Raw genomic sequence first — 25673 nt, 5'->3', positions numbered from 1 at the left:
CGACAGCGTTCCCTGGAGTTGGTGACAGAAGAGGGGCAGGCCTGATGGCCAGGCTGTCCCTGGCTCGATCGAGCAAGTCGGAACAGGGGATGTCTGAAATGAAGTACCTGGTTTGCGCAGCTGTGTTGTTTGCAGCCACCGCGGCTTCGGCCGAAACCTACACGACCACCGTCAACCGGAGCGCCGACACGGTGACGACCACGGCCTCGAACGGCACGGTTGCGACGACGCAGATGTCGCGCAACGGCAACACGACGACATACACGACGACCGTTACGCGGGGCGGCGCCGCCTCCTACCAGCCGATGGGCTCCGGCGGCTACAAGCCGATGGGGCGCTGAGGCTCTCAGCGCCGATAGCCGCGGCTGCGGTCTGTGATGGCACGATTCAGGACTCGCGCAGCTCCGCCTTGATCATATCGGCCGCCTTCTCGCCGATCATGATCGTCGGGGCGTTGGTGTTGCCGCCGATCAAAGTCGGCATGACCGAGGCATCGACGATGCGCAGGCCGGAGAGTCCGTGCACCTTGAGGCTCGGATCGACCACCGCGAGCGGATCGGCACTGCCCATCTTGCAGGTGCCGACCGGGTGATAGACGGTGTCCACGCGGGCCCGCAGGACGCTGCGGATATCGTCGTCGGTCCTGACGTCGGCGGTGAACAGGTCGCGCGTGGCGAGGCTGCGCATCGCCGGCGTCTCCATCAGCCGCCGCGTTGTCTTGTAGCCTGCGACCATGGTTTCGACGTCGTCCTGCTCGCCGAGGAAGTTCGGATCGATCAGCGGCGGCGCCAGCGGATCGGCGCTTCCGAGCGCCACCCTGCCGCGGCTCTTCGGCCGCAGCAGGCAGAAATGACACGAGAAGCCGTTGCCGTGGCGCTTGCGGCCATGATCATCGGTGACGGCCATGCCGAAATGCAGCTGGATGTCGGGAATGTCGAGATTCGGAGCGCTCTTCAGGAAGCCGCCGCACTCGGCGAAGTTCGATGTCAGCACGCCGCGGCGCTCGCGCCGATACTGCCCGATCCCGGCCAGCAGCCTGCGGATGCCCTTTGGCGAAAGCGAGTTGAAGTTGGGATTGTCGGACGTATAGGCGAAGATGAAGTCGGGATGGTCCTGCAGGTTCTGGCCGACGCCCGGCAGGTGATGGACGCTGGCGATGCCGTGCCTTGCCAAGGCGCCCGCATCGCCCACGCCGGAGAGCATCAAGAGCTGCGGCGTCTGGAAGGCGCCGGACGCCAGGATCACCTCGCGGCGGCAGCGGATCTCCTTGATCTCCTTGCCCTGGCGATACTTCACGCCGACGGCGCGCTTGCCATCGAACAGGATCAGCGAGGCCTGGGCCCTGGTCTCGACGCGCAGATTGCGGCGCTGACCCAGATGCGGCTGGATGTAGGCGCGCGCTGCGCTCCAGCGCTCGCCATTCTGCTGGGTGACCTGATACAGGCCGAGACCTTCCTGGGTCTCGGCATTGAAGTCCTCGCGGATCGGAAACTGCGCCTCGCGCGCCGCCTGCAGGAAGATCTCGTGGACGGGATTGTCGGTGCGCAGGCGATTGACCGGCAGCGGGCCCGACTGGCCGTGATATACGCCGTTGAACTCGGCATTGTTCTCTGCGCGCTTGAAATAGGGCAGCACGTCCTCATACGACCAGCCGGCGTTGCCGAGCGCGGCCCACTGATCGTAGTCGGCGCGGTGGCCGCGGATGTAGACCATGGCGTTGATCGCGGAGGAGCCGCCGAGGCCGCGGCCGCGCGGCTGATAGCCGATGCGGCCGTTGAGTCCCGGCTGCGGCACCGTCGTGAACGACCAGTTGTTGACGGGGCCGGCGACCATCAGGAACAGCATATAGGGGGTGGTGACGATCCAATTGTCGTTGCGCCCGCCGGCATCGAGCAGCATCACCGATGTGCCCGGATCCTCCGACAGCCGTCCCGCGACGGTCGCTCCGCCACTGCCGCCACCCACGACGATGAAATCGACCTCGTCCGCCACGCGCGTGTTCTCCCTGATGTGTCTTTTTGTTTGTTGAAGTCATTCCGGGGCGCCGCGCAGCGGCGAACCTGGAATCTCGAGCTTGGCTTGCGTCGCAATCATCTCCGGATTCCAGTTTCGCGCTACGCGCGCCCCCCGGAATGACGGATGTCTCCGTCGCTAGCTCAGAAACCGCAGCAGCTTCTCGATTCTCGCGACGCTGGCGCCATAGGGCGGATAGAGATCCTTCATGCGGTTGAACGGCGAGCGGTAGAACACCGGCTTCAGCTTGCTGAAGCTGTTGAAGCCCCATTCGCCGTGATAGTGGCCGATGCCGGAGGCGCCGACGCCGCCCATCGGCTGGTTCATCTGGGCGAAGTGCAGCAGGCAGTCGTTGATCGTGACGCCGCCGGAGACGGTGCGTGCCAGCACCTTGTCGCGCGCCGCCTCGTCGGTGCCGAACCAGTACAGCGCCAGCGGCCGGTCATGCGCGTTGATGAAGCGAATCGCCTCGTCGGCGTCGCGATAGGACAGGATCGGCAGCAGCGGACCGAAGATCTCCTCCTGCATGATCGCCATGTCGGACGTCGCGCCGACGACGACCGTCGGCGGGAATTTGCGCAGCTTCTTCCAGGCGGGATCTTCCGGGCTGGTGACGGTCAGCGGCTTGGCGCCGCGGGCGATCGCATCGCGCAGCAGGCCTTCGAGGCGCTGATAGTGCCGCTCGGAAATGATCGAGGTATAGTCGCCATTCGCCGGATGGGTGCCGAACATGCGGACCATGTGGCCGTGCACCTTGCCGGCGAACGCGTCACGCTGCGCTTCCGTCACGAAGACATAGTCCGGCGCGATGCAGGTCTGGCCGGCGTTCATCAGCTTGGCATAGGCGATGCGCTCCGCGGCCTCATCGATATTGGCAGAGACATCGACGATGGTCGGCGACTTGCCGCCCAGCTCGAGCGTGACCGGAGTGAGATTGCGTCCCGCTGCCTCGGCGACGATGCGACCGACGCGGGTTGAGCCGGTGAACACGAGATGATCGAATGGCAGCGCGGCGAAGGCCTGCGCGATTCCATCCTCGATGCCGGTCACCGTGAGATCGTTCGGATCGAAATGCGCGGCGACCAGCTCCTTGAGCAGCGCCGAGAAGCCCGGCGTCAGCTCGCTCGGCTTGATCAGCACGCGATTGCCGGCCGCGATGGCGCCGATGGCGGGCGCGAGCGTCAGCTGCAGCGGATAATTCCAGGGCGCGATGATGCCGACGACCCCGAGCGGTTGCGGGATCAGCCGATTGCGGGCGGGAAAGAACTGCAGCGAGGTCGCGATCCGCCGCGGCGCCATCCAGCGCGGCAGCATCGTCATCGTGTGCTTGGTCTCGGTCTGCAGGAACAGCGTCTCGGCGATCGTGGTCTCGACCGCGCAGCGATGACCGAAATCGGCCGAGATCGCCTGCTCCAGCTGTTTCTCATTGTCGGAGATCATCGCGCGCAAACGCTTGAGGCGATCCAGCCGGTCCGCCAGCGGCGGCGGAGGCGCGCTCCGCGACGCCTCCACCATGGCGTGGAAGGCGTCATCGAGCGCCGACACCGGGGGGCTCTTCAGGGATTGATCCATCGCCGTCTCCTCCTGTGTGCTGGCGGCCGTGGCCGGGCCGTCGTTCTCTGTCGAAGCTGCCGCGTTGCGGAACCCTTGGCAAGCGCAAGCGGGCTAGGTCTGGCGACAGGGGGCGATCCGCGTTGCGGAACTCCTGCCGCAGTCCGCGCTGGTCATCCGCGTGCCGTCGTCCACGATCGTCCGGAAACGCCGTGCGCGAGCGAAAGTTTGCTCCCCAGGCACAACCAGCAATCATCTCGGTTTCGCTATAAACTATTGACTGAACGAGAACATTTCACCGGTAAAAAGTCTCGCGGCGACTGTCACAATAAGGCAAAAAAACTTCCCGAAAGCCCTTTCCAAACCGGCTTCGCATTGGTACATACCGCCCGCACCCGATGGCCGACGCGGCCAACGGGCTCAAGCCTTCTCAGGAAGCCTTTGGGATGGATCGGCAGCGCTCAGGAGCGCTAGCCAGGAGCGCCCGATAATTCTCTGAAGGCCGTGCACCAGTTAACGCGGGGTGGAGCAGCCCGGTAGCTCGTCAGGCTCATAACCTGAAGGTCATAGGTTCAAATCCTATCCCCGCAACCAACGCCCCCCTAGACTCTAGGGGTTCAGCCGCCCTCTCAGAAATCCTGAGCAGGGCGGCGAGTTGGCCATAAATCTCGATCTGCACGGGTTTGTACCGGCCCCGTGGATGAACGACCACTTTCTCAACAATCTCCCGAATTGCCTCATGGGCAGCCGTACGGCTGTCCTCATCCGACTCTGCCAGGGCCTTCTTCAGGTTCCGCACCTTGCCGCGGTAGGCGTCCGCAGCATTGGCGTGGAATTCCACGATTGGCGGAACGACCTCGGCGATGTCGACCTCGATCTGGTCGCGCTCGGCCTCTAGGGCCGCCAAGCGCTCGCGGAGGGCACGGCTGGGAGCCTCGCCGAGCAGGGCGTCCACAGCCTTCGAGATCGCGCCGTTGACGTTGCCTAGCCGCTTTTCAAGGTCGCGCCGCCGATGCGCGGTGGAGCTGTGCAGCTCGCGCGACATCCGGTGATATTCTCGCACGTACTCGGCAATCAGTTCGGGCGCAGCCAGGTTCTCTTCGATCCCTTTCAACACCAGCGCCTCGATCGCCTCGCGTGGCACGGTGCGCCGGTTTTCGCAGAGCCCGGTTTCCTTCATGCGGGTGCAGACCAGGATCGAGCCACGTTTGTCGTTGCCGCCGACCACATAGCCCGAGCCGCAGCAGCCGCATTTGATCAGACCCGAGAGCAGGTTTTTCGGCCGGGTGGCATAGGTGCCTTTCGGTCCGCCCCTTTCCTCCCGGCGAGCCCTGACCTTCGACCACGTATCCGCGTCGACGATGCGCAGGTGTTCAGCGTCGGCCGTCATCCACTGGTCGCGCGGGTTCTCGCGGCTGATGCGCTTGCCGGTCTCAGGGTCTTTGACGAAGCTCTGCCGGTTCCAGATGATCCGGCCAGCGTAGAGTTCATTTTGCAGGATGCCGTTCAGGCGCTTGCGGCTGCCGGCAATGGTCGACGCATTCCAGACGCCGCCGCGTGGCCCCGGCACGCGCTTCTTATTCAAAGCCGCGGCGATGTCCCGCGGCGAATAGGCGTTGAGGTAGTCTGCAAAGATCTGGCGGACAACCGCCGCCTCGGCCTGGTCGATCTCAAGCTCTCCCGGCTTTCCAGGGATAGCCCGATACCCAAAGCTGCGCCCGCCATTGTGGCGGCCGTCGCGAACAACGCCCGCTTGCCCGCGTCGCGTCTTCTGCGCCAGGTCTTTGAGGTAGAGCGAGCCGAGCAGTCCCTTCACGCCGATATGGATGTCGCCGGCAATGCCGTCCTGCGCGGTCCGGATGTCCACGCCTGCGAAGCGCAGCCGCTTGTGAATGCCGGCCAGGTCTTCCTGGTCCCGCGATATGCGGTCGAGGGCTTCGGCAACGACGACATCGAACTTGCCGGCCTTGGCATCGCGCATGAGGCGCTGCCAGCCGAGGCGGTTCACCGTGCTTGCGCCCGAGATTGCTCGGTCATCGTAGACCGCAACGACAATCAGCGCCTCGCGTTCACAGATGGCGCGGCAGAGCGCAACCTGATCTTCGATAGATCGGTCGGTTTGCTTGTCCGAACTAAACCTTGCGTAGATTGCCGCTTTCATTGTCGCTACTCGCGTCCGTTAGGCGGTTCTGCCGCTCATAATCGGCGATTGCCGCCGCGCGAGCAAGGGCACGAACGAATCGCAGCAATGCGTCCTTGGAATCGCTCTCGCTGGTCGTATCCTGAACGCCGGGCGCGGCTCCGTCGCCGCTTCCCTGGAGCGACGAAGGCCGAAAATCGACGCGGCAAAGCTCGTCCTGCTCGCGACCAGCCAAGCTGATCACTCCCATCAAAGCGCAATCGCACGTATTGCCGACCACGGCCCCATGTCAGGGCATGGCATGCGCCACTGCGTGCAGGGCGCATCCGCTCGGAAACACGTAGCTGAATGTTCAGCGGCTATGGCTTGGGAAGTTGCTGCTCAGACGGGCTGGTTCGGTTTTAAGAAGCTTTTGCTGGCCTGGGATGAGGTGATTACCACCGGGTGGCCGATATCAATTTTAAAGCGCTTCTGTAGAGCCCTTAGCGACTCGGAACCTATCGTAAGTAGCCTATCCTTTCAAGACGGTTGCGCTCCACTGTGCGAGGAGTTGAAGCGAAGGGCTCGGTTTAGCCGTCGGGGAGCTTGTAGTTGAAGTTTGTGGTTGGACGACCTATACAGGTTCTGCCACTGACTTTCATGGCGTTAGCAAAAAGGGGCCGTTCGTGCGGCCCCTTTCGCTTTGGGTGCAACAGCTTACCGTGCCAAGATTTTCCTACGGAGCTGCTCAAACCGTTCGATCAGCTTGCGCGTTCGTTCGGCGTCGCCTTTCAACTCGTCAGCCAACCTGAGATAATGTGCCGATCCGGCATCGGTACCCACCTCAGCTGCGGCTTTTACCACGTCATCGATGGTACTTTCGAGACGCCTAAGCCGCTCTTTGTTGTCCAGCAATCTGGCGTTCAATCTGTCCAATAAAATCACGGTCGCTCTCTTCCTGGACGGTCGCCTCCAGATGAACGAGTAAGCCGCGCCGTAACCGTTCGAGCAGGTAACGCTCGCGATCTGTCGTGGCCAGTTCCTGCCTTGCGACGAGCTCGGCATCACGCTTGTTGAAATCATCGTAGGCTGTTTGGAGATTTTTTAGGTCCATAGGACGACACATGCGCTCAGCTCGTCAGCCTCACAAGTGTTGGTACTGATCCGGTGCACATTATTTAAGCATCATCCGCGCTCAGGATCTTTCAATCTCGAAATTGTCGAACAGCTCACGTCATAGTCACGCGCAATGAGCTTCTGCGGCTCACCGGAACGCCTACGGGCAAGAGCAGATGACCGTTGCTCGGCCGTAAGCTTCGGCTTTCGACCGAACCGGACTCCGTTCTTGAGCGCCCGTTCGCGGCCTGCACTTGTGCGGCGAAGAATATCCTCGCGCGTCTTTCGGGCAATGTAGCCCACCAGCGCCGCCAGCACTTCGCCGAGCTCATGCGTGGTATCTGCCCAGGGCTCAGCAAGAGATCTGTAGCTGGCGCCGCGAGAGGTGATGTCGGCGAGCACGCTCAGCATCTTGAAGGGGCCGCCACGGGTAAGCCGATCGAGCGCAGGGACGATGACGGTATCGCCCTTGCGGAGACGGCGCAGCAACCGCGCCAGTTCTCGGCGTTGATCGTTAACCCCGCTCTGCTTCTCGCAAAGGATGCGCTCGCAGCCCGCCGCTTCGAGCTGCGCGATCTGAATATCCAACTCCTGGCCGGACGTACTGACGCGGGCGTAACCGAAGATGGTCATTGCCGCCGGCCACCTGTTGCAAAACTCCTGAATTTTGCAAGGCCATCGGCAATGGATAGGCGAGGGGGCAACAAATCGCCGCTTTCCTGAGTCTGATCAACAGCTTGTACAACTGACTCAGGGCCTGCGATTGTTTTCATCCAAAGCTAATTCTGCGCTCAGACCGCCGTGTGCGCAATTCAGGAGTTTTGCATAGAAACGGAGACCTTTTCTGAGGGGTCTCCGATGAGTGCCGTCGCTGTTTTGCTGCCGTGGCCGGCCCTGTTCTTGCGAAGAAGGGCGGTCCAAGTCATCGCCGCACTGCTCTGCATGCTCGCCACCAGCGCCCATGCCGCCAAGCTTTACGCGCCGGTCTACGTCAAGCAGACCACCGCCGCCTGCCGGAATCTCGCCAGCGTGCAGTATCGCGACTCGCTCATCCGCGAGCAGCGCACCGAAACGCTCTCAGGCATCAACACCATGGCGACATTCACGGGCGAGTGCGGAAACGCGCCCGAGGGGCAGTGGATGTTCTTCGACCAGTCCAATGGGAACTACGCCTGCCTCAGGCCCAGGCTCGGTGCCGACTGCGCCTGGTTGCGCAAATCGGCGCTCGGTGAGATCGTCGAGCTGACCACGCCCGCCAACAAGCCAAACTGTTCTGCGCTATCGGCCGCCGTGGAGAAGTCAAAGAAGTTCGAAGCCGAGCTAACCGAACGCTGGAGGGCCGAGCGGCCCAAGAGCAGGGCGGAAGATTTTGCGCGGGGAATGCTCGGCGACATGCTTGGCATGGTCACGGGCGTTGACGGTGGCCGCGTCGACCACGCCAAGAACTGCTTGTACTACGCTATCAGCGCCCAGGAGAAGGCCAGGCGTACCCTGATTTTTGAGGCTTGCCCCGTTCTCGGCAATGCCGCGCAGGAACGCCAGTATTTCTCGGCGCTGAACAGGACGATCAGCGACACCTGCGCGCCCCACTAACGCACCAAGGAAGTTCCGCATCCCCTACCGGGAGTCTGTAGTGTCATGATTTTCTTGTTGGTGCTCGTGATCATCGCCGTGGTTGGCGGCGCCCTCGTCCACGCCGACAACTGGCTCGATGGGCTCGCCATGCTCATTATCGTCCCGTTGGGAATCTGGGGCTTCCTCGCCCTTCTCAACTACATCTTTCGTCTTCCCTAGCGAGCGCGGAGGGCAGCGGCAGCGTCAGTTCACGAATATCCTCTCGCACCGCGCCAGCGCCGTCCGAGCAAGGGTCACGCCATCAGCCCGGCATGGTGCCGCAGCTGATACACAGGAGAGATCCGATGAGTATCTTCGGTAAGCCTACGCATTCTTCTTCCTTCGGCGACAGGGCAACGGGCAGGTCGACGCCCACTCACGCTGCCTCGTTCGGTGAACGGGCGACGGGCGCGGCTGTTCAAGTCTCCGCCGCCTCCGCGGGGCAGCGTGCCTCGGGTTCATCAACGCCGACGCACAGGGCCAGCTTAGGCGAACGGGTTTGCGGCCAATCAACCCCGACCCATTCGAAGGACTGATGATAACGGCCGCGCGGTCGCTCCGAGTGCTGCGCGGCCCATCGCCTGAACGCCTGGCATTGATTTAGAAGCATTGTAGTGGCCCGTACTGAGGAGAGTTTCGCCTTCGCGCCGACAAATGCTTAAAACGACGTTTGGGGACGTCGGTGGTGTATGCGTCAGTGAGTGCAGATCGGATAGGTGGACGTGCGAGCGTATCCAGTTTGGGAAACCGGACCCTGTGGATGTGGCAGAACCTTTCGCATCTCAGCATGAAGTTGTCGGCTATTTCGATAGTCGAAGTACGGTTTGTCAAAAACAAACCTCGATAGGTGATATACGGTTTTGTCAAAACCGTTTGTCAAAAATGGGTATTTTGGGGAAAAGCAGATAGTAGAGCGTGCAGTTTGATCCAAGGGCTGCGCGGCTCACTGCCCGAACGCCTTGCACGGGCTTTAAAAGCGCTTTAGCAGCCCATCCTGAGACGGCCTTCGCCTGGGAGCGGAAAAGTGCTTTGAGCGGCGTTTGGTATCGTCGGTGGTGTATGCGTCAGTGAGTGCAGATCGCATAGATGACTTACAAGCTTTGGACGACCATGGACGTCCATTAGCTCTTCCCCTTCTCTTCTTTTTTGAAGAAAGAAGAAAACAGCCGAAGGCGTTTTAAGAGGTATTCATAGTTTTAAATAGTTTTAGCTCCGCCGAGCCTGGGGATATGTCAAATCGGCCCGAATCAATTCATGCGCTTGGTTGGAAAAGCGATAGGCGATATACGGCGCCAAAATAGGTGATATACGGTTTGTCATAGGCGATATACGGTTTGTCATAGGTGATATACGGCCTTTGGTAGGTGATATACGGCTTTGTCAAAATTCGACCGCCACCCCGACTGGACGATAGGTGATATACGGTTTTGTCAAAAATTCTCTGTCAAAAACCGGAAGTCGGATAGGTGATATACGGTTTTGTCAAAACCGTTTGTCAAAATCAGCCCAGCAAGGGGATCGAAGCTTTAGCCTTGGGCGCCTTGGTCCCTTCCCCGCGATAGCGCATCCACAACAGTTCTCCGCTCTGGCCTTCGATCAGATCGATGTCATAGTCGGGAAGTGGAAACATTTTGCAATGGGCCACCAGCTTTCGCAGGATCTGTGCGAACTGAGGCAATGCCTGGGGTGACCCGCTACGCTTGTGGACCTCCAAAATTGAGTATCGGGCCTCTGTGCGCCCCGCCGCCCGCCGCGCCAAGCGGTAGACCATGCGGCCGAGGCCTTGGCTAATGAGGAAATAGTCGGGATTGAGTGTCAGGATCTGCGGCGTTCCTTTCTCCCGTACCACCGATTCATAGACCCAGCTGGGAATATAGATCTCGATGTCGTCGACGTGGCCCGTGGAAGTGGCGCTTACCACACGGTACTTGTCGATCAGCGGGACATTGACCACCTCTCGGCGTCGTCCGCCCCGGAGATTCGCGACCTTCAAGCGTGTGCCTGACAGACGATCCAGCGCGGCTTCTAGGCTCTTGTATTGCAGACCGCCTGAGCCGCGCCGGCAGAATTTGAGGATGTGCGAGGCTTTGGGGCGGTAAACCTGCGCCGGCAGACTTGGGCGAAGTCCCTTGGCAGCTTCGATATGATAGCGCCTAGCCTCCTCAGCCAGATACGTGACCATGTGCAGGAAGATGTCGTAGTCGAAAACGGTGGCAAGGCCGTGCTCCGCGCTCCCATCGACGGTGACAATGCAGTCGTTCAGTTCATACCTGATCGCGGTATTCCGGCGACTTTTGGAGATTGTGAACGGGGCGACATCCATCAGGTTGACGTCGTCTTTGAGCGGAGCGTCATAGATGACGGGAACGAAAAGCGACAGTTGCTGATCATCCGTAGGCGCTTTGCGCAGGATCGGACCCGGTAGCTCCGATTTCAGCATGCCTACGAGATCATCTTTCCGCTCGCTATCCTTGATGGTCTCCCCAAGGCTCCGTAAGGCTGCAGCCAAATCGGGGTCAGCGATATTGAGATCGGTCTTCCCCCGCTCCAAGTCAGCGAAACTGCGGCGCAAGTAGAACCGCCGCAGACGGGCCAGGCCGTCCTTGTCCAAGGCGACGGGCGCGCGACCGGTCTTCTCAGCAAATTCGGCCGTGAGCTTTTGCAGGTATTCATTGCGCTCTTGCAAGTTCAGCGCCGCGAAAGCATCGCGAGACATCAGATCGAGCTTGAGCGGTTGCATGTCCGCAGAATACCGCGTCCCCTTCCCGCTCACGAGGGAGCCGCCAATCATTTGGGCAGCCTTGTCGATCGCACAGTTCGCGAAAAACTGGCGGCTTTCAGCGGAATCCGTCGTTCGTGCTGCTATACTTGCATGCTGATATACTGTCATCATGGTGTCCTGCCATGCTGCCATCGCAGGATGGCGTTGTAGCAAAATGCTGCCCTGCTGCTGTTCTGAACGCGGGGTGCCGGGCTGCTATGCTGTCGTCTTAGTGTACTGACACAGCAGTATGGCAACAGGCTGTTGTAGTGTTGTAACAGCCTGTCAGTGAACTGCTGTGCTGTCATGGTCGTCGCATCCAGCTTGCCGCTATGGTGGATGCATGAAAGTGATCAGCTTCGTTAATCAGAAGGGTGGTACCGGCAAGAGTATGCTTGCCATCAACATCGCCGTGGCGGCCGAGGGTACGGGCGAGCGCGCCTGCCTGGTCGACCTCGACCCACAAGGGACGGTGAGCAACTGGTTTGATACGCGGACGGCAGAGACGCCGCCGGTTGTCAGCTACGAATCCGCGACGGATTTGACGAGGACCCTGACCGCGCTGGAGAAGGCAGGGTTCACCCTCGTTATCATCGACACCAAGGGGGAAGACGGGCACGCAACCCGCGCCGCCATGCGCGAGGCGGACCTTTGCCTGATTCCGGTACGTCCGGCGGGGCCCGACCTTCATGCGACGCGCACAACCATGGACGCGTTGCGGACGATGCGGCGGGACTTTGCCCTTGTGGTCAACCAAGCCACGCCGAACAAGGCGGCAAAACTGACGTCAGCCGTCATGGCAGGCTTGGCGCAGAGCGGGACGGTCGTCCCGATCCCGTTGGCCTCACGGATGGACTTTCAATACAGTTACGCTCTCGGGCAGGGGGTTGCTGAGCATGCGCCATCGTCGAAAGCAGCGGAGGAAATCGCGGAGCTTTGGGCCTGGTGCCGGAAACGTATCAACAAGGAGAAAAACGGTGAGCAGCAAGAGCGACGCCGCGCGTAATGCCGTAGCCGCGGCTGCGGCCAATGGATTTCTGCGGCCCAAACCGGCTCAGCCCGTCGAGGGGCGATCTGGCAACGTGGTGGAAATCAAGCCTGAGGCCGCGCCCGTGGATATCGAGACCACGCCGAAAGAACGGGGCAAGCCCGCCAAGGCATCGGAAGGCAAGGTCCGGACGACATACAAGCGCTCTATGCTGTATCTGCCTCCAAAGGCAAAGAAGAAATTCAAGGAGATTGCCTTCATCTCTGACCGTAAAGAGCACGACATCTATCTTGAAGCATTGCGGGAATACCTGGAAAAGCTAGGCCATCCCGGGCTGCTATAGCAGCATGGCAGCATACTAACACGCTGCTGCTTTCGGACGATGGATCTCGGGCCTACCAAGAGATCTCGACGTCGAAGCCATCGGCCTGCCGACCACCTTCCACAGTCGCGGTGCGGCTTATCCAATCGAGGTGCAGGCCATTTTCCTTGGCCCACGCCTTGAAAATCTCAGCGCCGTCCGTCTTGCGCAGGTCAATTCCATCGGGCAGCAGAATGCGGAGCGCGCGGTGGCCCTTCTTGGCAGCGCTGTGCAACTCCATCTTGATTTTGTCGCTACGCAGGTGTTTGGCTGCCAGGTCTTCGAGCGCATGCGCGCAGGAGCGCTCAAGTTCAGGCACGAGCTTCGAGAGAGGGGCTTTCATGTCGCGGACGACTCTGCGCCTTTGCGAAGCGGCTGCCAAGATAGGTGTCGGTAATGGCCAGCCGAGCATGGCCGAGCTCGCTGGAAATCTGTCGCCGGGCGCGGAAGTCCGCCGCTTTCTCGGTACGGCTCAAACGCTCATAGGTCGCCCCGCCGGATGCAGGGCAGGGGCGGCCGGTGAGTGTCTCATAGCGCCACTGGGCGTACCAGTGCCGGTGGCCGTGCATGTTACGAATGCCGGCGCCCCAGGTCACACGCTCAACCTCTTTGCGAAAATCCACGTACTTCTGGCCCTGCGGGATGAGCGAGCCGTCGCCGCAGACCTGGCGCAGCTCATCCAGCAATGCTCGCTGGCGCGGATGCGTTACCGGGATCTCGCGGGCGCGACCGCCTTTGCACCAGCTCGACTGCATCGCCAGGCGGTGGCCCTTGTCGGCCTGGCTGACCCGAAACTTGAGGCTTTCCTCCAATCGCATGCCGAAGGCCATTTGCAGCCGCAGCGCCAGCTGAATGCGGTGGGGCAGGGCGGCCATCTTCTCAGCTTGTGTGGTGTGGGCGCGGTTGCCGTTGAACGCGGTGCGGTTCTCAATGCCGGCGCTCTCGTTACCGCGGGGCACCACATTGGCCTTGCGGACGCGGCCCGCCCACCAGCGCAGCCAGCCCATGCGGTTTTTCAGGGTGCCGGTCGAGAGCTCGGCGGTCTGCCAGTGGCTGATCAGCGCCTCGACGTGGCGCGGCTTCAACGACGACGCGGCCGGGAGCTTGAACCCCAGGCCGCGCAGTTCGCGCGCCATCAGTTGCAAGCCCCGGTGCCGCTGGTTACGCGTCAGGTACGACCCTTCGCCATCGCCCAGGGCGATGCGTTTGAGATCGTAGGCCAGCGCGTCCATCGTCGTTGTCTCCGTTAGTGTTCATGACCGCCGTACCAGCCTTGGCATGATACGGCCCGCCAACATGGCGGAGAGGTCGTGGCAACGCGGCGAGCGACGCCGCGTTGTCGCGTTCTAGTCTGTAATCGGTTCGCTACCGGCATGCGGCCAGCTCCTTCCAGGCTGGGCACGGGCATTGCCGAGTCTATAGCCATTCCTTGTCATTACTCACCTCGTATGGGTCGCGGCCGGCATTGCCCGTAGGGTTGCACTGGCGGCGGGATTGCTGGGAGGCGCCCAGCTCGCTTGCGTCTCGTGGTCATCGGTTTGCTCCGTTGGAAAAGGTCGTGGCCTCACGGCCGGGGATGTTGCGTGATGGTCGTACAACAGCCTGGCGATTGGCTTCTGGCACTCGCCGGCACTCATAGCTTGCAGAGACCGTGCCTAATCGGCACGTCGTGCAGAATATTTGCGCGGAATTGGGCCAAATCTGTCTGACAAATCCTGCAGCGTGCCCGGAGCTTGCGCCCTCACTACCGTAGCAAGAAGGTAGTGAGGGCGCATTCAGCGCCTGTTGCCGACTTGTCGGCATCGGGGCGGGGAGCCTCCCCGAACCCTTCCCATGGCCGCTTAGGGCTCTGCCATCCAGCGGCCAGCGGCGGCCTTGCGCAGGCCTCCGCCCTCCCTGCGACCGGGGACGCCCCGGCCCCCCCCCAGCGCCACGAACGGTTAGTTATGCGTGCTTACTTGTTCAGCAACAAACGCCGCTGACCGCTTTACCCCGAACGCCATCGGCGCAGCATCGGACCACAGCATCTCGCTGGAAACACCCCTCGTTTTGTAAAGGAATAGCTATGTCCGAGAGTCGAAAGCCATCGCACGATGCCTTCGCGGTCGCCGGTACTGGTCGAAACGCGACGTGGACGCGTATTGGGGCTGCCTGGCCGAACGAAGACGGGAAGGGCTTCAATATCGTCATCGCGCCAGGTGTGGCGGTGTCGGGCAAAATCGTCCTGCGCGAGCCACGCGCTCCGACCGATCCGGAAGGCGAGTAGAGGCGGCCTTGATCCTACTCGCGACGTGCCAGGCTCTCCTTCGGGAGAGCCGTTTTATGTCGGGCGTGTCCTGCGGCCGGGCTTAAGGCTGCGCCCGGAGCCGCTGTGGCGTCTCCGCCCTTGCGGGTCATAATCCCTCACGCGAAGGCATCCGGAGCCCTCGGCCGGGCGCAGTCGGTCCCGCATCCCGCGGGCGCGGCGCTATGCTGATGCTCCTGCGGCTGCGCTCTTAACCGATCCTCGGGCTGGCGAATGGCCTGCGCTTCGCTGCGGCTGATACGCCGCTCTTTCTCTCAGGAAGACCACACCCGACCGAGCGCATCAAGGCCAAGCCCTTCGGGCGCTACGCGGCCTTGACCCGCTCGGTGCGTGGTGTGGAGTATCGTCTGCCGTTGGTCTAAGCCGGGCTGCGGCTTCGGTACGCCACACCACTGACGCCTAACGAGGCGGGCGGTGAGACAGTTCAGCGGCTTAGTCCTATTGTCCGGCTTATGCGTGCGCTTTTGCTCGGGGTGATGCTGGCCGGTGTGGCCAGCGCTGCCGTGGCCCAGGATTGGGGCAACATGGCGATTATCTCGTCGACGCTTGGCAATAACACCAATCGGCTCTGCATCGGCGATCACTCCCGGGCGGGAGACATCGGTTGTCCGACGTATGCGCCCAGTCTGACCACGGCGGGTGACTTGACGGTGAGCGGCATGGTCAGCGCTGCTGCGTTTGTTGGTGACGGCTCGGGTCTCACCAATATCGGCGCGGCAGGCCGCTCCGATCGCATCGTCAGCGGCACCGGCAGCGCCACCAGCATGGTCGCTATCAGTGATACTGGCATCATCTCGGTGACGCAGAATGGCACCAATACAGCTTATTTCCATCCCAGCATGGGCCTAGTCACGGTCGGTGTCAGCAGCACCGGGCCGATCAGCGGCACAAGTGGCTATCTGAGCGGTGGGCTCACAATTGTTAACAACCCGATCTACATGAACTCTCTGCAGGGGATGTATTGGGGAAACAACAGTAACAATAGCATCACCGGGCATGCCACTCAGAAGTACATAACATTTTATACCTCTGGCACGGAGGCCATGCGCATCGTCAGCTCCGGTTACGTCGGCATCGGAACGAGCACACCCGGAAATCTGCTCGAATTATTGACAGCGTCTAACGTGAATGGCCTCCAAATTAGACGGACGGGTTCATTAACGAATAACGCTGCGATCCTGGGATTCCGCAATTCGGCAAGCGCGAGCAGTACGAATTCTGCGGACATTAGGGCGATCCGAATAAACTCGCCGCAGGCAGGGGATACGGCATTGACGTTCAATGTAACCAGCAACCTTGCGCTCGCCGAATTTATGCGTATCGACAGTACCGGCAATGTCGGCATCGGAACAGCAACGCCCACCACCGCGCTCGAAGTCTCGGGCACGATCAGCGCCACGAATTTCGTCGGTAACGGCTCTGGCCTGACCGGTGTTGTAGCCGGCAGCAGCGACCGGATTGTGAGTGGCACCGGAAACGCCACCTCCATGGTCGCCATCAGCACCACCGGCATCATCTCGGTGACACAGAACGGCACGAATACAGCGTATTTTCATCCCCAACTCGGGCTGGTGGCGGTCGGAATTTCCACAACCGGTCCCGTTAGTGCAACCGAGCTGTATAGCTCCGACGAAGTAAATGCAGTTCGTTGGTTCCGCACAGCCTATGGCTTGGGCACTGGAGCGCTGGGCTCAGGTACGCCGCAAACCCGCATCGATCTGGCGACGCCGAATACCATGGGCCTGTTCTCCGGCGGTCAGCAGAATGTCAGCCTCACCTCTGGCACCATCATTCTCACCACTTCCGGCACCGAGGCGATGCGCATCGTCAGCAGCGGTAACGTCGGTATCGGCACGGCTACGCCAGCTTCTAAGCTTGAAGTAAATGGTAGCGCTAAAATAAACGGTTCGGGAACGTTCGGAGGCGGCTCAAACTACGTTTACATTTCATATAATGGTCCTGTAGGCGGTGCCGCAAACGTGATGGGCGGAGGGGCTTACCCGCTGGTGCTTGGCACCGGCTCGACCGAGCGTATGCGCATTACTTCCACCGGCCTTGTAGGCATTGGAACCCTCACTCCCACGACGGCTCTCGAAGTCTCCGGCACCATCAGCGCCACCAACTTTGTGGGCAACGGCTCCGGCCTGACCGGTGTAGTCGCCAACAATAACGACCGGATTGTCAGCGGCAGTATCAATATGATCGCCGAGCAGACCAGCGGCACGGTGCGGGTGAGCGGCACCTTGGCGCTCAATAATACAGGGAATGAGGTGTGCGACGCAGCCCATTACTACACGCTGCGCATTAATCCGACCACACAGCGACTGGAGATGTGTCGGCCGTAATGGGTTGTAGCTCGCAAAAGAAAGCCCCGCAGGGCTGGTTGCGGGGCTTTCGGCCGGCGGCGGGTTCAGGACAGCCGCCAGCTTGTCTGCGCTCAATATCGGCCACCCGCCGGGGGCGCAACTCCGTACCCTTGCGGAGATGATGTAGAGTGACGGCAAATCGTGTGTTTATCGGGTGCAGATGAAGTGAGCTGTGGAATGCTGAGCAGGGCGACGCTGGCGCTTTTCGCGCGCGCTGCTAACCTTGCGGGCGAATCATCGGTGTGAGAAGTCCAGGTCACGGCCAGCTGGGGGGAGGGCAATGGCTCCCGTTTTGCGGCGATTGCCCCGGTGCCGCGGGAGCGTGCCGCGCAACCTATCCGCGACTGAGTGTGCTAAATGCCGGGTTGCCCAAGAGGTCATCACAACCCAACGGATTGTCCGCCATGAGTGTTCCGAGAGACCACCATTATATCCCGGTGTTCTATTTGAATCACTGGTGTGGGCCGAACGAAAAGCTGGTCGAGTACGCGAGGCCGATAGGTCGCAAGGTGGTCGTCAAGGACGTCGGACCGAAGGCCACGGGATTCAAACGGGACCTTTATGCGTTTTTGGACTTGCCGGAAGAAACGGCCCAGTTTCTTGAATCCCACTTCCTCGCCAAAGCAGACGAACTGGCATCGATAGTCCACAAGAAGCTATTGTTGGGCACGGCAACGCCTTGGACGCCGGAGATAAGGAGTGCCTGGTCGAGGTTTGTGATGAACTTTCTCGTTCGGCATCCAGATCCGTTCGCGGAGATCAAGGCTGTCGCCCATGCAGCGTGGCTGCAGCCGGACGGAATAACTCAGCAAAGATACGAGGAGCTGAGACGTCCTGACGATCCGGCGACATTCGAGGAGTGGGTTCTCGCTCAAGGTGAGCACCTGGCAGACCGGATACGAATTCGCCTGATCCAAAGCGTGATGGATAATATACGCGTAGGCGGCAGGTTGAATGGCATGAACTGGAATGTGCTGGACCTTAGCGCATCCCGATTTCGATTGCTGACCTCTGACTGGCCTCTCTTCCGGGAACTCAAAGGAGAGCGAATGTTGTTCGCGTTGCCTATTAGTCCGACTAAGCTTTTCACGGCTGTTACGCATCCCGACATCTTGCAGAAAATGCGCCAAGAGAAGCCGGATGAGGTTGTGAAAACGATGAACGCCGCAACGGTCGCTGCGGCTCGCCGGTTCGTCTACGCCAGCGATCGATCTCAGGATCGCTTTATCCGCAACCGGATATCGACGGCAATGGTCAAGGAGCCGTTCTTCCCAAGCCTTGCTGCGGTCGCAGCCGGAGGGTAAGCAGCTGCATGCGGAGAGTTCTGGGGCTCCTTAGGACGATCAGCCCAGCGATGGAACGACCTCAGGGTTCAGACCGCCGGTCAGAACGGCGCGATGCCTTTAGGCTGGCGCCCTGGACAGAACACCGCCACCCGGCCACAGGCCAAGGGTTTGTGTTCCCACAACCACACTCTTTCTGGCGGTTTCTGCCATCTGGCGGGGGTGTTAAGCCCCAGGCGACCTTAGGATGATGTCGTGGGTGGTGTCTGCGCATGCGCCCAATTGGCGAGCAGCTGTCTCTCCGTTGCATGAATCTAAAGAACTGCAAGACTGGTAGTGACGGGGGGTGCCGGGGCTTTGACTGTTGGGAAAGTCCGTGGCCGGCTCGCCAGCTGATGTACCTAGCGAGGCGGCCAGGCCGGGCATACGGGACTTGAGCGGCTCACGGAAATAACGCTACACTGCAATACTTGCTAGATGTAGCCAACAGGTGGAGAAGCAATGATTTTCTACACAAGATCGCTTGGCCTGCGCGAGGATGATGCGATCTATAGGTTTAACCTTGCGAGGTTCTTTATAGGTCTTTTCCTTGTCGGTGGTCTTATCGGCGCATCGTTTCTTGCCAAACGGATGGATTGGTCGGGTGGAGCTGACACGCTACTAGACTTCAGCAAGATCGCCTTGGGAGGCTTGGTTGGGCTGCTCTTTGGCGAGAAGCAGGCGTTGACAGAGGTGCGGTCCAAAACTCGAAACCGCTCTCACTGATTGCCGTACGCCCGCTCGTTTTGCGGGTGCCGGTCGGGATCGATGTTTCGAGCGCGCCAACTCGCTTCGTATGCAGCGACAGGCGCGAGATTATCCATTAGTGTTTGGTTGTATTCAAGCAGGGTGGCATGATGTGAGGAATCCAATCGGGTGATTGGCCCATTCCCACCAGTGCTTATGCGAGCCAAGAGACCTCCGACAAATGAATAAAGGTCTCGTCCAGACAATATTCCGTCTGTCGCGGGCGTAAGCGGGTGAAGCGGCGGCATCCCCGGGTTGGTGCGAACCGGCGTCGTAAGCAAGTTCAATGAACGCCACAGGCGGTAAGCGCTTGGGGGGTGGGAGCGTTTGGGGACGTCGGGAGACCGCGGATCGGAAAAGAACTTGTCATCGTTACCCTTGCCGACAAGTGCAATTGATAGAATCATGGAGATGAGCGTTATATTGAGGCGGTCGCTCTTCTTGCAAAATGCGAAATGACCAGGGTCTTGCTGCCACGGCTTAGCTTGATAATCGTGCTCCTTCTCGAAGATTCTAAGGGATGTTAGGAAGCGGAGGGTGGCGAAGTCATCTGATTGTGATTCGATTAGCTGAGCGACCCAATCTGACGACCTGAGGGCGTCTGGCATCTCGTAGTGTCCCCATACGATGTGGGTTGTCTCGTGGACGAGTATCCATTCCAGAGCCTTGTACATCAGCGTGTAAATTAAAACTTGCCGCCAACGTTCCTGCGGCAAAATTGGGCCAAAGATGCCAAAGCGTAGCATCTCTAATGTTCGCTCATGGCCTTCGTTTACCGTGGCCCTAACAGACGGATCGTAATGACCTAAATTTATGGCTAGCGGAAATAGCGTCTCGATCGTTCTGGCGACCGCGTTTGCGTAGTAAAATGCTTGAATGGCGAGACCTACCGAGAGGGTGACTTTCGCAGTCTTTAAAAGTCCTTTGTCTACATATGCCGTTGAATCATATGTCCTTAAAAGCGAAAGGCTCGCCCGGCGCGGCGGTTTTAGCTGGTAGGTCAGGTTAGATAGGCGAAATGAGAGTTCTGCTTGGATCTGTTGAAATATCTGTGCACGTAGAAATTCTGCTTGGGCTTCGGCAATCGCGTCAGAAAGTTCCCTGTCCATCGGAGACCCTCCAAGAAGCAGGTTGTTGCGCATGGTAGCATCGCTAGTCCGTGAAACGAAATGAAATTGTTCAAAAAAGTGTCGGCTAGGCTCATGTTCGTTGCGGCTCTGGGGTGCACCCAATTGCCACAGTGGGTCTGGCCCAAAAAAGTGTGTCACATAAATCGATGCTGGCTATTGTTGACACGTGAGTCATCACCTCTCAGAATCCACGCCACAGAATGAAAGCATGGGAAGGTGACGGGACAGGTTGTCGGTTATGTACGGGTGAGCACACTCGACCAGAAGACCGATCGGCAGCTTGTTGGCGTCGACCTTCATCGCACCTTCACCGACCACGCCTCCGGTAAAGATACCGATCGGCCCCAGCTTGCCCAGATGATCGCCTATGTGCGCGAGGGCGACACGGTGGTGGTCCATTCAATGGATCGCTTGGCGCGCAATCTTGAAGATCTGCGGGCCTTGGTGCGGACGCTCACCGTGAAGGGCGTCCGCGTGCAGTTCGTGAAGGAGAGCCTCACGTTTACGGCTGAGGCCTCGCCTATGTCCCAGCTGTTGCTCAACGTCATGGGCTCCTTTGCCGAGTTTGAGCGGGCGCTCATCCGCGAGCGCCAGCGGGAAGGCATCGCAGTGGCCAAGCGCAAGGGCGTTTATAAAGGGCGTAAGCGCGTTCTCACGCCTGATCAAGTCGCTGAGATCGTCAAGCAGGTCGACGCCAGGGCGAAGAAGGCCAAGCTTGCCCGCGACTTCGGCGTCAGTCGCGAGACTATTCACCGCTACCTACGGGCTGCGGCTTCGGCCGCTGCCGCCGAACAAGAACAACAAGAGGAGGAAACTGCATGACCGCCATCATGCTCACCCGCATCAATGACAGCCGCAACATGGCGCGGTTCTACAAGCTGGACGTCCAGCCGACGCTCTTCGGCGAGTGGTCGTTTGTGAAGGAGTGGGGTCGTATTGGGCGGGCTGGCACCGTTCGCGTTGAAACGCACCAGACGCGGGGCAGTGCCGATCTGGCCTTGGCTTCGAATTGGGTACGCAGGCTCAAGAAGGGCTATCGGTAGCTAAAGTACCCTGCAATCGCAGTTACGATTTTACGATTCTTCCATAGGCTAATGAACTCACTATTGTCTTCAACAGGCCGTTCATGAATGAGCGTGCCAGCCAACACTCACCGCCAATCCAGCCGCTCCGCGTCTTCGTCGTGAGCCTTTGCCTGACGATCATAATCTTTGGCAAGATTCTCTAGTATTCCCGACGTACGCGGCCAATCGAAGGCCGTGGCCTCGGACCAATCACGGTATTGCTTGGCGAGTCTCCGTTCCTGACCACCGCCAGCCCCAGATGGACGCGACGTCACACCCCGGCGGTTAAACTTCCCGACCATGACTCCGGTTTCGAGGTCGCGACTGCGGATCGCTTCGATTACCTCACGGACGGCAACAGCGGGCCAGATGCCGTCTGCGTCAACCTCAGAGGCCGACAGCATCTCCCCAATCTTCTGATCGGCAATCAACCCTCGTCCCACCGTATGGGCGAGTTTGCGGGCTTCTTTGATCCAGCCTTCGAGCTTCGCGCCGTCAATAGATCCGTCGGGTTGGGTACCTGGGATCACATCCCATAGCCTCAGGAGCCTATAGGCCTGGTTTGCGACGGCCCGCGCATGCTCCTCATTTTCGGCGGGGGGATCGACAACCCCACTGTCCGGGCTCGGCCGATAGACCGCCGCGATCAGTTGAACGAAAAGGTCGGGATTGGAAGCAAGCTCTGCCATGACCCACTTTGCTTTGCGCTGTGAGTGCTCAAATAGAGGCAGATAGAGCCATTCCAGCTTGACGAGGGTATCAGTCGACACATCTTTCGCCTCGTCCAGGCGTTTGAATATCTCCTCCGCATAGTACTGGAGCATCTGGTCGTTCCCCTCCGGATCGCTCTCGACTGGCCGGCTCCCTGCCTCGAACAGTGCTCTAGCCAGCAGCTCAGAGGCGAATGTCGTTCCGTCATTCAGGTGATGACCAATGAAGTGAATACTGGCTCGAGCCCGTCCGGCCTCGATCAGCTTCTCAATGGCGTAGGCGGGGTCGGCATCGTCTTCCTTGCTCCAAAAGCTGTTCAGCCGCTTCCAATAGGACCCTTCGTTGGTCTCGCCAGCCCGTCTGGTCAGGGCCCACACCCAACCTGTTGAGGGCAGCGCCAGAAGGATCGTTAGGAGCGCCTTATCGCCCCAGTGACCCGACACCGCCTCATCGAACAAGCCTTCGGCCCATGCGCGGCCAGCACTCCGGTACTTGGTCCAGACCAAACCTCGCGCGAAGACCTGATCCGCATCTCGTTCGCTGCGTAGCGCCTGCACCAGAAGTGTTCTCCGAACATCTTCACGTGTATCAGATTCCGCGATCGCCTGACCGAGAAATCCGGGTTCACGGACCGTCCCGATCAGGTCGAAGAATCTCTCTGTGCCATAGTCCCGGAGGAGAGCAGATGCTGCAGCCGCTCTTTGAGAGTGAAGGAGCTTCTCATCCTTGTCCCAGTCGCCAGTAGGGTTGGGCAGGGACACCGATGGGTCAAACAACCAAGCAACACTCTCGATTGGATCCAGCGGCGCGAGGGCGTCGTAAATGGCCTGAAGTGCTGCGATGTCCTCCTCGGGAAGAGCCCAATCGGCATCCCTGAAGCTGCGATGATGGTGCAGCACGCCCCTAAGTTTGGCGCGAAGCAGCTCGCGGTCGTCCTTTGTGGGATTGCCCTGAGCGACTTGCTTTAGCTGCTCGGCCGCTTTTTGGCGGCGGTCGCCCAAATCACTCCATCGGTCAAGTAGCGCGACCCAGCGGGCGGCGTTCGAGCCAATGTCTTCCAAAAGGCGATCCAGAACCGCTTCCGCCCCTTTGCCGATGAGCTGATAGGTGACGACTTCCTTCTTGTCGGTCGAAAAGTCTCGCCACCGCGTGGACGGCGTTGGCGAGAAAGAATCGTGACCGGTGGGCAAGATACCAAGCATCAGCTTCCACGCGGGAGTCGGATATCGCTTCCTGATCCGGTCCAGAACTTTGAGACGCTGGCTGAAGGTGGCGTTTGTCTGCGGGCTCCAGAGCAGGAAAGCGGTGCGAAGGCTTGCGGCCGGTCGGTTCAGATACCGGCCGCCTCGATCGATTTCGTCGAGTCGGGCCAGTACGAGGGAAACATGAAGCAAAAGCTGCGGCGACCAGGCGAGCGACTCCAGCGCCCAGAGCAAGTCCGAGATGTGCTCGGCGCTGCCGAAAACAGGGTTCTCGTCAGGCTTGAAGAGTGCCGCGATTGGTTGATCTTCACTATCGAGGCTGTCGTCCACTGCCGAGAGAAATTCATCCGGGGAAGCTTCCGCGAGCAGCTGGAAATCTCGCGACAAGGACCACCAACGCTGGCCGTCGGCACCTCGCAGCACCTTCCGGACGATCATGTCGGGATATTGAGAGGCGTGGGGCACCATGGCCGCGCGATCCCCGAAGAGCGCAAGCAAAATAAGGGTCTCGCCCAAGCCATGTCGCAAGTAGGCGGAATAGGCCGGTACGATGCCTCGCATCGACGCGTACCAACGGTCTTCGGGGCTCAGGGTGTATCGCGGATCGGTTGCACTCAGCACGTCGACGATGGCGGCCTGGTATCGCTCGATATCTGCGGTCGTTAAATGAGAGGCCAGAAGCAACCAGGCGTCCCGTGGCGAAGCGACTTTCCAGGCTGTTCCAACCTTACGGATCGGGCTGTCGAATTCGCTGACGTACGGCGCGATACTGGCGATGAAGGCTTCATACGACATCTCAGACAGGCGCGACAGGATCACCTTGTCGGCCTCTTTGTCTTCATCCCACATGCCCGCCAACAACGCCCCGAGTAATGACCGGGAAATCGTACCCTGAGCCCAATGCGGCAGTCGGCTCGCAACCCCTGGCATCAACCGGCGCAGAATCGCTAAGCTTCGCGCAGAATCCCGAGCAAAAGTCTTTGCCTTGTCTTCCGGAAGGCCACTATCGATCAGCGCGGCTTCGATCCCGTCGCGCGATGGACGACTCAGCTTCCGCACAGTGCCGATTGAGCCAGGGTTCTGGCCGAACGCCGCCAGAACGTGATGACCTTTTGCCGAGATGGCCTCTGCAACCCCGGCTTCGGGTTCGAGGATCACGATGATCAGTGGTGTACGACTGCTCGCAAGCTGCCGGGCTGCGTCGGAGCTAGAGGCAACGACACAGCGCGCGAAATAATGCTCCGCGATATCGGTAGGCAGCTGATCGATTGTGGCGTAGGCGAAGGCCGCAACTTCCTCGGAGCTTTCGCTCTGGAAGGCGATGTGCGAATGCTCGCCGCGCAACCAACGGAGCAGGACAGCGCTGTCCTCGCTACGGTCGCTGAGGACCACGTCGGGAGGAAGCGGCCACTGGGTGGCGCGGGACCACTCGTCCCACACTTCTTCTAGTTGTCGCACGCCAGCTGGACGCCTCCCTAGGGCGCTCGCCAGCCACTGGCCCACCGCCGGGTACTGTTCGATCCAGTGGACCAGATCCGTGCCGTCGTAGGCCTTGACGTCCTTCCAGACGCCTTCAGCGCGCTTCTCTTGAGCCCATTCGTCTTTCTTGGGCCAAGGGCGCGGTGTGACGAAAACGAAGGTGGTTTCGCTCTGTTTTAGGCCGAGCGCATCCTTGGTTCGCTTGACGTAATCCTCATTGGCTTTGCCGGCGACACCCTCGCGTTGCGTGCCGATCTCCCAGCCCGCAGAGCCAGCGGGGACATATTCGGATCCAGTGGTGGCTTGGGTAATGCCATCCCAGCCTGCAAACTGGACGGCTTCATCAGAAGGGAAGTGCGGGGTGGCGCCACCGCTCGCCCGAATAAGCTTCGAGAGCAGGGTCGGCATTGAAGCCTGACCGTCGCGCCGCTCCGCCCATTGAGCCAGGTCGGTGCCGTTTACATATCGGATTGGCGCCCCGGACTTGGTCAGATCGGCAAGCTTCGGCAGCGCCGGCCCCAGTACGGCGCCTCCTGCCGGAAACGAGATCCCGGCACGTTCGAAAGCCGTCCGCATGGCTTCCGCGTTCTGTGGAACCGGCGTTCTGCGGCCCCGTTCGAAGTCGGCCACGGTAGAGGTTGCGACATTGGCATGGGTCGCCAGGTCCTGTTGGGACCAAGCCAAGAGGGCCCTGGCAGCACGGGCCTGCGCGGGCGTGAGATCCGAGGGAGGAGCGGAACTGGGCTTCTTCATGTCATATTATTTATATGACATCCTATTTCGCTGCGCAAGTCTTTGGCGATGAAGAGATAAATGCCCTTATT

21 protein-coding genes and 1 tRNA gene are annotated in these 25673 nt (G+C 60.2%); 12 read left to right on the top strand and 10 right to left on the bottom strand.

Going from position 1 to position 25673, the window contains the following annotated elements; genetic code table 11:
• Positions 1-98 precede the first annotated feature (98 nt).
• Positions 99-341 (top strand): hypothetical protein, encoded by a 243-nt coding sequence (locus tag BRADO_RS29800; protein WP_012029928.1) that lies wholly within the window; start codon positions 99-101, stop codon positions 339-341.
• A gap of 46 nt (positions 342-387) precedes the next feature.
• On the opposite strand, the gene BRADO_RS29795 is transcribed toward BRADO_RS29800, so the two are convergent.
• Both BRADO_RS29795 and BRADO_RS29790 read right to left on the bottom strand, forming a co-directional pair.
• Positions 388-1992: a GMC family oxidoreductase gene (locus BRADO_RS29795; protein WP_012029927.1), complete on the bottom strand. Its 1605-nt coding sequence runs from the start codon at positions 1990-1992 to the stop codon at positions 388-390.
• A 159-nt stretch (positions 1993-2151) separates the two neighbouring features.
• The gene (locus BRADO_RS29790; RefSeq protein WP_012029926.1) at positions 2152-3585 is read right to left on the bottom strand and encodes a coniferyl aldehyde dehydrogenase; all 1434 of its coding nucleotides are present in this window, start codon (positions 3583-3585) and stop codon (positions 2152-2154) included.
• A gap of 496 nt (positions 3586-4081) precedes the next feature.
• Here BRADO_RS29790 and BRADO_RS29785 point away from each other — a divergent pair.
• Positions 4082-4158: transfer RNA gene (locus BRADO_RS29785), tRNA-Met, on the top strand.
• Here the strand turns inward: BRADO_RS29785 and BRADO_RS34520 are convergent.
• The 3 genes from BRADO_RS34520 to BRADO_RS29765 form a co-directional block, all read right to left on the bottom strand.
• Entirely contained in the window at positions 4115-5725 is a 1611-nt protein-coding gene (locus tag BRADO_RS34520; protein WP_012029925.1) for a recombinase family protein, read from the bottom strand. The genes BRADO_RS29785 and BRADO_RS34520 overlap by 44 nt on opposite strands.
• Positions 5726-6572: 847 nt before the next feature.
• Complete coding sequence (locus tag BRADO_RS35225) at positions 6573-6809, bottom strand: hypothetical protein (RefSeq protein ID WP_012029924.1); 237 nt, start codon at positions 6807-6809, stop codon at positions 6573-6575.
• A 59-nt stretch (positions 6810-6868) separates the two neighbouring features.
• Entirely contained in the window at positions 6869-7432 is a 564-nt protein-coding gene (locus tag BRADO_RS29765; RefSeq protein ID WP_012029923.1) for a recombinase family protein, read from the bottom strand.
• 225 nt (positions 7433-7657) lie between these two features.
• On the opposite strand from BRADO_RS29765, the gene BRADO_RS29760 reads away from it, so the two are divergent.
• Positions 7658-8392 (top strand): hypothetical protein, encoded by a 735-nt coding sequence (locus BRADO_RS29760; RefSeq protein WP_157872633.1) that lies wholly within the window; start codon positions 7658-7660, stop codon positions 8390-8392.
• Positions 8393-8437: 45 nt separating this feature from the next.
• The gene (locus tag BRADO_RS35220) at positions 8438-8593 is read left to right on the top strand and encodes a hypothetical protein (protein WP_012029921.1); all 156 of its coding nucleotides are present in this window, start codon (positions 8438-8440) and stop codon (positions 8591-8593) included.
• Positions 8594-9914: 1321 nt separating this feature from the next.
• Here the strand turns inward: BRADO_RS35220 and BRADO_RS29755 are convergent.
• Positions 9915-11306 (bottom strand): replication initiator protein A, encoded by a 1392-nt coding sequence (locus BRADO_RS29755; RefSeq protein WP_244422923.1) that lies wholly within the window; start codon positions 11304-11306, stop codon positions 9915-9917.
• 211 nt (positions 11307-11517) lie between these two features.
• On the opposite strand from BRADO_RS29755, the gene BRADO_RS29750 reads away from it, so the two are divergent.
• Complete coding sequence (locus tag BRADO_RS29750) at positions 11518-12180, top strand: ParA family protein (protein WP_012029918.1); 663 nt, start codon at positions 11518-11520, stop codon at positions 12178-12180.
• The gene (locus BRADO_RS29745) at positions 12152-12505 is read left to right on the top strand and encodes a hypothetical protein (RefSeq protein ID WP_012029917.1); all 354 of its coding nucleotides are present in this window, start codon (positions 12152-12154) and stop codon (positions 12503-12505) included. The genes BRADO_RS29750 and BRADO_RS29745 overlap by 29 nt, the downstream gene beginning before the upstream one ends.
• A gap of 52 nt (positions 12506-12557) precedes the next feature.
• Here BRADO_RS29745 and BRADO_RS29740 read toward each other — a convergent pair whose 3' ends face one another.
• Together BRADO_RS29740 and BRADO_RS29735 are read right to left on the bottom strand one after the other, a co-directional pair.
• Positions 12558-12866 carry a hypothetical protein gene (locus BRADO_RS29740; protein WP_041757134.1) on the bottom strand — a complete coding sequence of 103 codons (309 nt, stop codon included), beginning with the start codon at positions 12864-12866 and terminating at the stop codon, positions 12558-12560.
• A complete protein-coding gene (locus tag BRADO_RS29735; protein WP_012029915.1) occupies positions 12835-13755 on the bottom strand; it encodes a phage integrase N-terminal domain-containing protein in 921 nt (306 codons plus the stop codon). The genes BRADO_RS29740 and BRADO_RS29735 overlap by 32 nt, the downstream gene beginning before the upstream one ends.
• Positions 13756-14588: 833 nt before the next feature.
• Here BRADO_RS29735 and BRADO_RS29730 point away from each other — a divergent pair.
• The 4 genes from BRADO_RS29730 to BRADO_RS29715 all read left to right on the top strand — a co-directional run bounded on the left by BRADO_RS29730 (position 14589) and on the right by BRADO_RS29715 (position 19242).
• Positions 14589-14789: a hypothetical protein gene (locus BRADO_RS29730; protein ID WP_012029914.1), complete on the top strand. Its 201-nt coding sequence runs from the start codon at positions 14589-14591 to the stop codon at positions 14787-14789.
• Between the two features lie 491 nt (positions 14790-15280).
• Positions 15281-17173: a hypothetical protein gene (locus tag BRADO_RS29725; protein ID WP_012029913.1), complete on the top strand. Its 1893-nt coding sequence runs from the start codon at positions 15281-15283 to the stop codon at positions 17171-17173.
• Between the two features lie 425 nt (positions 17174-17598).
• Positions 17599-18498, top strand: coding sequence for a DUF4238 domain-containing protein (locus BRADO_RS29720; protein WP_012029912.1), 900 nt, complete (start codon positions 17599-17601; stop codon positions 18496-18498).
• Positions 18499-18978: 480 nt separating this feature from the next.
• On the top strand, positions 18979-19242 hold the full coding sequence (locus tag BRADO_RS29715; protein WP_041757133.1) for a hypothetical protein: 264 nt from the start codon (positions 18979-18981) through the stop codon (positions 19240-19242).
• Here BRADO_RS29715 and BRADO_RS35215 read toward each other — a convergent pair.
• The gene (locus tag BRADO_RS35215) at positions 19236-20405 is read right to left on the bottom strand and encodes a hypothetical protein (RefSeq protein WP_157872632.1); all 1170 of its coding nucleotides are present in this window, start codon (positions 20403-20405) and stop codon (positions 19236-19238) included. The genes BRADO_RS29715 and BRADO_RS35215 overlap by 7 nt on opposite strands.
• Before the next feature lie 204 nt (positions 20406-20609).
• Here BRADO_RS35215 and BRADO_RS29710 point away from each other — a divergent pair, with 204 nt between their 5' ends.
• Both BRADO_RS29710 and BRADO_RS29705 read left to right on the top strand, forming a co-directional pair.
• Positions 20610-21215, top strand: a complete 606-nt coding sequence (locus tag BRADO_RS29710; protein WP_012029910.1) for a recombinase family protein — start codon at positions 20610-20612, stop codon at positions 21213-21215.
• Complete coding sequence (locus BRADO_RS29705) at positions 21212-21436, top strand: WGR domain-containing protein (protein ID WP_012029909.1); 225 nt, start codon at positions 21212-21214, stop codon at positions 21434-21436. The genes BRADO_RS29710 and BRADO_RS29705 overlap by 4 nt, the downstream gene beginning before the upstream one ends.
• Before the next feature lie 107 nt (positions 21437-21543).
• Here the strand turns inward: BRADO_RS29705 and BRADO_RS29700 are convergent, their stop codons facing one another.
• Positions 21544-25425 carry an XRE family transcriptional regulator gene (locus BRADO_RS29700; protein WP_244422922.1) on the bottom strand — a complete coding sequence of 1294 codons (3882 nt, stop codon included), beginning with the start codon at positions 25423-25425 and terminating at the stop codon, positions 21544-21546.
• Positions 25426-25673: the final 248 nt, after the last annotated feature.

The sequence above is a fragment of the Bradyrhizobium sp. ORS 278 genome, from assembly GCF_000026145.1.
Classification (GTDB): Bacteria; Pseudomonadota; Alphaproteobacteria; order Rhizobiales; family Xanthobacteraceae; genus Bradyrhizobium.
Note: the sequence above shows the minus strand (reverse complement) of the source record. Positions and strands in the feature narration are given on the sequence as shown.